The sequence below is a fragment of the Bacillus sp. JCM 19034 genome (assembly GCF_001310635.1).
Classification (GTDB): Bacteria; Bacillota; Bacilli; order Bacillales; family Bacillaceae_D; genus Halalkalibacter.
This window is the reverse complement of record NZ_BAXR01000037.1, coordinates 1-7,749: the sequence shown is the minus strand read 5'-3', so window position 1 is coordinate 7,749 and position 7,749 is coordinate 1. Positions and strand designations below refer to the sequence as shown.

Here is a 7,749-nt window from a genome sequence, read left to right as displayed (position 1 = left end):
ATCCGGAACCCTAGGCCAAGCCTAGGGTTTTCTTTTTACAAAAAAAAGAACTCCTAAACTAGGAGCTCTTTCTTATCTTTATTCATCGTCTTCATTATTATCATCAGCTAACTCATCACCCGTTGGCTCACCTTCAACATCAACGTCAATCTGTTCTTCAGGGTCTTCCATTTCAGCACCTGGATCTGTTTCAATTGGCTCATCCATCGGTACATCATCTTCTGGTGTAACAGCAGGATCTTCAATTCCAGGCTCTTCTTCCATCATCGGATCTTCCTGAAGAGGATCTTCTTCTGTAGGTGCACCACAAGCTGTCATAACCCCCATTGATAAGACAACCATTGCTAATGCTAGTAACCATTTTTTCATTCTTAATTACCTCCATGTTGAAATATGTCTAGCTGTCAAGTAGTATTACCTAAGTTATCCAATATATTCATTTTTTTATCATAATTCCATATATAAAGTAAATGAACCATACGATTACGTATGATTCATTGTTAAATATGTAATCACGCTTTCATTAATGCTTCACATTGAGAAGATGAAACCGGTTTGCCAAAGTAATAACCTTGGGCTCGATTACATCCTTTTGCTTTTAGGAGTTGGAGCTGCTCTTCCGTTTCAACTCCTTCACATATAACGTTCATTTCTAATGTTTTCGCTATTCCAATAATCAGACCAACAATCGCACTTTTCGTTTTAGAAGGTTCCCCGCGTACTAACGATTGGTCGATCTTTAACGTATCAATTGGAAAGAGATTTAGTTGGCTTAAAGAGGAATAACCCGTTCCAAAATCATCGAGAGATACATGAATGCCAAAACGTTTAAGGATTTTCAATTTTCGGCGGATTTCCTCCATTTGTAATGCAGCTGTTTGTTCCGTTATTTCTAAGCATAAAAATTGTGGATCTAACCCCGAATTTACAATCGCCCGTTCCACCCTTTTAATGAAATCCGGCTGTTTAAAAAACGCTTTTGACACATTCACGGAAACAACAATCTTGTAGCCTGCATCGTGCCACAGCTTTCCTTGCTTGCACGCCTCATTTAATACCCATTCATCAATACGAGCAAGTAGACCAATTTCTTCGGCTAGCGGCAAAAAAAGACCAGGTGATAGGACACCATTTTCTGGATGATTCCATCGAACGAGTGCTTCGACACCATACGGCTTTGATGTTTCAACGTCTACTTGAAGCTGATAAAACACTTCAAATTCATTACTGTTGAATGCTTGAAATAAAGAGGTTTCAAGTGAAAGTTCTTGGCCAGTACGATCGTTCATGTACGGCTTATAATACATATAATGATTACGGCCATCCTTTTTAGCATGAAATAGAGCACAATCAACTTGACGAAACAAAGCTTGTACGTCTCCTCCGTTTTCAGGAAATGAACTAATGCCCATATTAATCGTCAAGTATAAGGGATGGTCCCCAACCATAAATGGCCTTTCAAATTGAGCAAAAACCTTTTCAATGATTGCAAGCGTCTTTGCCTTTGTTTGATTTTGTAACAAGATCATAAATTTATCACTATTGAAACGGCTAACAAGTCCGCTTTTGATAACGTCACGCAACCGATTGGCCATTTCTAGAATGAGTTGATCACCGACTTCAAGTCCATAATCACGATTGTATTTATCAAAGCGATCCAAATTCAAATAAAGAAGATCAAACCGTTCTGTTCTTCTGTTTTCTTGCAACAATAGTTGCTCAACTAATTGTGTAAAAGCAAAACGATTCGGCAATTTCGTTAACGTATCGAAATTAGATATGTAGGCTATTTTCTCATTTTTTTCTATTTGATCTGTAACATCACGAATGTTCGCGAGATAATACAGATTTCCTGATCCTTGTTCTACTGCTGTAATCGACCATGTAGCCCAAAAACAATCAGATTGATGACGAATCGTTTGCAATTCGCCTGACCAACTTTTATTCGTTTTCAATGTATCATATATCTGACTGACTGTTTGATGACTTAATGATGAAAATAACGTTTGGATGGGCTTATTCATAACATCTTCTTGACTAAAACCCGTCATCTGTTCAACTGCCGGGTTCATTGCTATTATGCTAAAGTTCCCGTCAATTAATAGTAGTCCATCTTTTATACAGCGAAATAACGTTTCAATGTTCTTGTCATTCTCTAAAAAACGAGCTAAAGCTGGATTCATGAATAGGCCTCTCTTTCACGATGCTGACGAATGCTTTCTATATTTTCAGCTTATTGGATAGCAAAGGTCATATCAAGCTCACAAGCTACCTCCCCATCTACCGTAGCTACTGCATGTCCTTTACCGATAGGTCCTTTCATTCTCGTTATTTCTACCTCTAGACGCAGCTGATCACCGGGTTTTACTTGTTTTTTAAAACGACATTTATCAATTCCAGCAAACATTGCTAGCTTTCCACGATTTGCTTCAACCTTTAAAATGGCCACAGCACCAACTTGAGCGAGTGCCTCAACAATGAGTACACCTGGCATTACTGGGTATTCTGGAAAATGACCATTAAAGAATTCCTCATTTGCCGTTACATTTTTTATCCCTACTGCTCTTTGACCTTCTTCTATTTCAACGATGCGGTCAATTAATAAAAATGGGTAACGATGTGGAATAATTTCTTTAATTTCTTCAATTGTTAGCAATAATCTCAGCCCTTCCACGATAGTTTTTTACATTATACCATAATTTTCTTACTAGTTGCGAATGTCTATATTCACTATGACAGATATCGCTACTACGTCTTATTTCAAAAAAACACCGTGGAAAAATTACTTTCCACGGATCAAATCAATTAAATAATACCATATATCTGGCTTCAAAATTTCACCAGGGTTATCCCCTTCACCAACGACGGCATAACCGACCATTAGCCCAACGATAAAGCTTCCGCCAATTAAAACAATTGATAATAGAATACGTAGCCAAATGGGAATCATACGTAAACGTAATCGTCTACGATTTTGCCGTTGACCCGATTTGGGCTCATTTGGCTCTTTTTCCTTTTTAGGCTGTTGAGGCTCCTGTGAACGATTTTGGCGTTGTTCTTTCTTAGCCTCTTTTTTTACTTTTTCGGTTGTAGCCCTTTTTTCTGTCATCGTAAACTCCTCAAATCTCCATTACACTTATCTTCTAATTCCATTTATTAAACCGGCCATCTCATCAGCGATTGAAATGGACTGGCCATTTAACTGAAAATGTCGTTGTGCTTGAATAAGGTCATTCATCTCGTTAGAAAGGTCTACATTAGAGCTTTCTAATGCACCTTGCTGGATGTTTTGTTGTCCTGCTACAACAGCTTCAATAACATCTGCTTCGTCCAAGCCGAGTGTATCTAGTTCAGGTACTTGATAGCGATTATTGCCTACTCCATTTAATAACTGAGGCTTCAATACACGAGTAAGGCCAATTTGCCCGAGCTCTTGTTGGGCTCCATCAGCTAGTGTCGCAACCAGTATCCCATTGCCTGTTAATTCAATCGACTGAAAATTATCCGGTACGTTCAATCTTGCCCCCGTTGTGCTTAAAACATAGCCTCCATCAGCTGTTACAATGGACCAAGCACCCGGTGTATCTTCACTTTCGGTTAAATAAAACGCACCATCACGAGTTAACTGTTCCGTTAGCTCTCCCCCAACAGTCGCTTCAATTTGAAAGAAAAGGTCACGTTCCGTTAAGGCAAAATCTAGCTCACGATCTGTCGTATTTAACGCCCCTTGTTCTAGGCGTAACGCTGTTTGGGCGATACGTGCACCAGAACCTAATCGTAAGCCATGAGGAGTTAGACGACCCACTTCGGCTTGAGGCCTCGTCTGATTATTCAATTGCTGGAACAATAAATCTGAAAAAGTGGCTTCTCGACGTTTAAATCCATTCGTATTGATATTCGCCACGTTATCGGAAATGGTATCAATTTTCTTTTGTAATTGTCCCATCGTTACAGTGCCTGCAATCATCGATGTATTCATTATCTATACCCCCTTTTAACCGATTCGTCCAACTTCATTAACTGCTTTCTCGAGGCTTTGATCATATGCTTGCAAAACACGTTGATTTGCTTCAAACGAACGATAGGTTGCCATCATTTCTGTCATCGTTTGTCCTGCATCTACATTAGAACGCTCTATGAAGCCTTGCTGAATTTGATATGCGATTTCCTCGTTAGCGACTACTGATGGCAATTCTCCGTCTTCCGTAAAACGTAAAAGCCCATCGCCTTCTTTAACGAGCTGCAACGGATCTTCTGCTAATACGACATTGATCTGGCCTACTTGTACACCTGCTTCATTTGTAACGATCCCATTTGCAGCAACGGTAAAGTTTTCACTACCAACGGCCATTCGTTCTCCGTCTGTACTTAAAATGTACCGTCCTTGGGCGGTTGTTAAAAAGCCTTCTCCATCAACTGTAAAGTTACCATTTCTTGTATAACGAAGCTCCTCGTTATCATGTTCAACCGTATAGAATAACGCCATCTCACGGCCATCTTCATTTTCTGGCAATATACCTTGCAACAATGCCACATCCGTTGTATTCCCAGACTCCATTAAATCTCCTTGACGGAAATTAGGTATACGCTCTTGCAAGTATACACCCGTAGCTAGCTCGCCAATCGGATATGAACGGTTCACCGGCATTGATTGTGCATTCACAGCTTGTAAGAGCATTTTTGGAAATGTACGTAGAGACGCTTGATCTGCTTTATATCCAGGTGTACTTGCATTAGCTAGATTATTAGCTAGCATTTCTTGTCGCTGCTGTTGTGCTACCATTCCGGAAGCAGCCCCATATAAACCACGAAGCATGAACCTTCCCCTCCGTTCTTTACGATATTTATTTATGTATTAAACATGTGCCTTTTTCGACGACATTCGATCTAAATTATCTAGTATCATGCCTGTTCCTCTCGCCACACATTGCATCGGTTCTTCTGCAATGATAACAGGTACTTTCAATTCTTCTGATAATAACTGATCCATTCCGTGTAGCAGTGCTCCACCACCTGTTAAAATAATACCACGATCAATAATATCTGCTGATAACTCTGGAGGTGTTTGCTCGAGTACTTGCTTGGAGGCTTGTACAATATAAGATACCGATTCGCGTAATGCGACTTCGATCTCACTTGAGTTTATCGTAATTGTACGTGGAAGTCCACTCACCATATCTCTTCCGCGAATATCCATTTCTTCTTGTCGTGCACCCGGAAATACTGTAGCTACTTGTACTTTGATATTTTCCGATGTTCTTTCACCAATTAAAAGTTTATATTTCTTTTTTATATAAGACAGAATATCCATATCAAAGCGATCACCTGCGATTTTGATAGAAGAGGCGGTGACGATATCCCCCATTGAAAGAACGGCGACATCGGTTGTTCCACCGCCTATATCTACAACCATGTTTCCACTAGGTTGAAATATATCCATCCCTGCACCAATCGCTGCGACCTTGGGCTCTTCTTCTAAATACACGTTTTTCCCGCCACTCTTCTCAGCTGCCTCTCGAATGGCCTTCTGTTCAACAGATGTAATATTGGTTGGACAACAAATTAGTATTCGTGGCTTTGATAAGAAGTTTCTAACGTTAATTTTTGCTAGAAAGTGTTTGAGCATTGATTCTGTCATTTCAAAATTGGCAATTACCCCATCTTTCATTGGGCGTAGTGCCACAATATTTCCTGGTGTACGGCCTACCATGCGGAACGCTTCTTCTCCAACCGCTAGAACTCGTTTCGTTGTCGTATCTACTGCTACTACGGAAGGTTCATTTAAAACAATCCCTCTACCTTTAACGTGTATTAATACATTCGCTGTACCTAAATCAATTCCAATATCTCGACCAAACATTTTTCCTTCCTCCCTATTCCGAACATAAAATCGTACGTCTACTAATACGATGTACCTAATTGTTAATTTTACCATATAAATGTCGAAACGGGGTGGAATTTTTGCAAAAAATTAGTTAGGAGTTTGTACAGCTGAATGTTCTTTATTTTTCTCTGATTTACGATACTTTACTTTCGTTGCTTCTCCGCCTCGCAGGTGGCGAATAGACTTATGATACTCCAAAATCTCTTTCACTTCATTTGCTAATTCTGGGTTAATTTCTGGTAAGCGTTCTGTGAGGTCTTTGTGTACGGTACTTTTCGAGACTCCAAATTCTTTTGCAATGGTTCGAACTGTTTTCTTGGACTCTACCACATACCTACCTATCTTGATGGTTCGCTCTTTGATGTAATCGTGCACACGACTCGCCTCCCTAATTCAATCTTGGTGATTGGTACAGTTTATTAGCAAGTCAATGGAGATATACCACCTTATTATAGGGACAGGCGCGACTTTTCACATATTTACTCTTAAAGCTGTTTACATACCTTCTGCTTTAACAAAAAAGGTGTAACTCAGGCTTGTATCAGCCATGGCTACACCTTGTTTGAACCACTTTTACTTATTCAGTATCATCAGACGGCTCTGTCTCATCATCTGGTTCGTCCTGATCTTCATCTGCACCGTCTTTCTCTTCGTCTTCTTTCCCTGCATCCTCTTGCTCATCTTCTTGTTCTTTGGCAATATCCTCAATCGCATCAATCGGCTGATCAAATACATCATTCGGATTAATAGCTACCTCATTTTGGCGAATTTCAAAATGAACGTGGATACCGGCATCTTTGTTATATAGATTTCGTCCAGCCTCTCCTAAAACGTCACCTTGTTGAATTGTATCACCTTGCTCAACTTCTATGCTGTCTAAACTGTGGTAGTGCGTTACTACATCATCTTCATGGGAGATTTCGACGATATAACCTAGTAACTCATCTTTTTCTGCACGGACCACTGTTCCCGTTAAAGCAGCGACAACATCAAAACTTTCACCATCGACATGAGCAAAATCCATTCCCTTATTTGGATAGTACTCATTATTATAATAGACAAGTGCTTCTTGTTGCTCTTCAGCTGTTGCATGAACGTCATAAAAGTATCCAACAATGTTCATATCATGCTCATTTTCAAACGGCATTTTTACGCGCTCTGACATCGACGTAACAGGTAGTGCTTCTTCTCCATAAGGATGATCTTGAACGATATCTTCTGAATCCATACCTGTTTCTGGTGCTGCTGTATCATCACCGCTTTGCATCATTAATACGGCACTTATAACTAGTGCAGCAGCAACTAAATAAATTGCAGGAAGTACCCAACGTTTACGCAAAAAGTTTTGAATATTGATTTTTGCTTCCTCATTTTTAGAAGATTGATTCTTATCTTCTCTCATTTCTCATCACCTCAGCAACCATTGTGATCAGATTACTGAGATTCTATACGTCTTTTTCAAAAAATTTTTTTGTGCTTAGTATTTGATAGGCGAATGGGAATTATTCATATTATTTTTTTATTCGTTTAGGTTATGTGCGGAGAGTTGGAGTTATTTAGCGTGAAGGCAACGCTGCGTGTGTTAAAGATCTCTTCTAAATTTCACTATGGGTTGGGTTTGCTTCTATTCTCTGGTCGGGGCTGGGGCCTTTAAGAATGCAATCTACGTTTGCATCTATTCGTCGGTAGGGGCGAGGTTCCTTGCTTTTCCTGCTCATCTCTGCACCTATTTGCCGGTAGGGGCAGAGTTCCTCCCATTTTCTGCCCAACTCTGCACCTATTTGCCGATAGGTGCAGGATTCCTCGTTTTTTCGGCTCATCTCTGCACCTATTCGCCTGTAGGGGCAGGATTCCTCTTTTCCGGC

Annotated in this window: 10 protein-coding genes; all 10 read right to left on the bottom strand. The window is 40.0% G+C overall.

Features of this window, described 5'->3' with window-relative positions; genetic code table 11:
• Positions 1-78: 78 nt before the first annotated feature.
• Positions 79-369: a hypothetical protein gene (locus JCM19034_RS20330; RefSeq protein WP_062052599.1), complete on the bottom strand. Its 291-nt coding sequence runs from the start codon at positions 367-369 to the stop codon at positions 79-81.
• A 143-nt stretch (positions 370-512) separates the two neighbouring features.
• On the bottom strand, positions 513-2,183 hold the full coding sequence (locus JCM19034_RS20325) for a GGDEF domain-containing phosphodiesterase (protein WP_062052598.1): 1,671 nt from the start codon (positions 2,181-2,183) through the stop codon (positions 513-515).
• Between the two features lie 50 nt (positions 2,184-2,233).
• Positions 2,234-2,656 (bottom strand): 3-hydroxyacyl-ACP dehydratase FabZ, encoded by a 423-nt coding sequence (gene fabZ, locus JCM19034_RS20320; protein ID WP_062052597.1) that lies wholly within the window; start codon positions 2,654-2,656, stop codon positions 2,234-2,236.
• Between the two features lie 126 nt (positions 2,657-2,782).
• A complete protein-coding gene (locus JCM19034_RS20315; protein WP_062052596.1) occupies positions 2,783-3,109 on the bottom strand; it encodes a DNA-directed RNA polymerase subunit beta in 327 nt (108 codons plus the stop codon).
• Positions 3,110-3,136: 27 nt separating this feature from the next.
• Entirely contained in the window at positions 3,137-3,979 is an 843-nt protein-coding gene (locus JCM19034_RS20310) for a flagellar hook-basal body protein (RefSeq protein ID WP_062052595.1), read from the bottom strand.
• A gap of 15 nt (positions 3,980-3,994) precedes the next feature.
• Complete coding sequence (locus JCM19034_RS20305; RefSeq protein WP_062052594.1) at positions 3,995-4,816, bottom strand: flagellar hook-basal body protein; 822 nt, start codon at positions 4,814-4,816, stop codon at positions 3,995-3,997.
• A 39-nt stretch (positions 4,817-4,855) separates the two neighbouring features.
• Complete coding sequence (locus JCM19034_RS20300; protein ID WP_062052593.1) at positions 4,856-5,860, bottom strand: rod shape-determining protein; 1,005 nt, start codon at positions 5,858-5,860, stop codon at positions 4,856-4,858.
• A gap of 111 nt (positions 5,861-5,971) precedes the next feature.
• Entirely contained in the window at positions 5,972-6,259 is a 288-nt protein-coding gene (gene spoIIID, locus JCM19034_RS20295; RefSeq protein ID WP_062052592.1) for a sporulation transcriptional regulator SpoIIID, read from the bottom strand.
• Positions 6,260-6,461: 202 nt separating this feature from the next.
• A complete protein-coding gene (locus JCM19034_RS20290) occupies positions 6,462-7,286 on the bottom strand; it encodes a M23 family metallopeptidase (protein WP_062052591.1) in 825 nt (274 codons plus the stop codon).
• Positions 7,287-7,479: 193 nt separating this feature from the next.
• The coding region (locus tag JCM19034_RS23770; protein WP_231687077.1) for a hypothetical protein at positions 7,480-7,749 on the bottom strand (270 nt) is incomplete at its 5' end.

Excerpts from the sequence above, each read along its gene's own strand:
- JCM19034_RS20310 (WP_062052595.1), bottom strand. The coding sequence starts at position 3,979 with ATGAATACATCGATGATTGCAGGCACTGTAACGATGGGACAATTACAA.
- JCM19034_RS20300 (WP_062052593.1), bottom strand. The coding sequence starts at position 5,860 with ATGTTTGGTCGAGATATTGGAATTGATTTAGGTACAGCGAATGTATTA.
- JCM19034_RS20315 (WP_062052596.1), bottom strand. The coding sequence starts at position 3,109 with ATGACAGAAAAAAGGGCTACAACCGAAAAAGTAAAAAAAGAGGCTAAG.
- JCM19034_RS20305 (WP_062052594.1), bottom strand. The coding sequence starts at position 4,816 with ATGCTTCGTGGTTTATATGGGGCTGCTTCCGGAATGGTAGCACAACAG.
- JCM19034_RS20330 (WP_062052599.1), bottom strand. The coding sequence starts at position 369 with ATGAAAAAATGGTTACTAGCATTAGCAATGGTTGTCTTATCAATGGGG.
- JCM19034_RS20325 (WP_062052598.1), bottom strand. The coding sequence starts at position 2,183 with ATGAATCCAGCTTTAGCTCGTTTTTTAGAGAATGACAAGAACATTGAA.
- JCM19034_RS20290 (WP_062052591.1), bottom strand. The coding sequence starts at position 7,286 with ATGAGAGAAGATAAGAATCAATCTTCTAAAAATGAGGAAGCAAAAATC.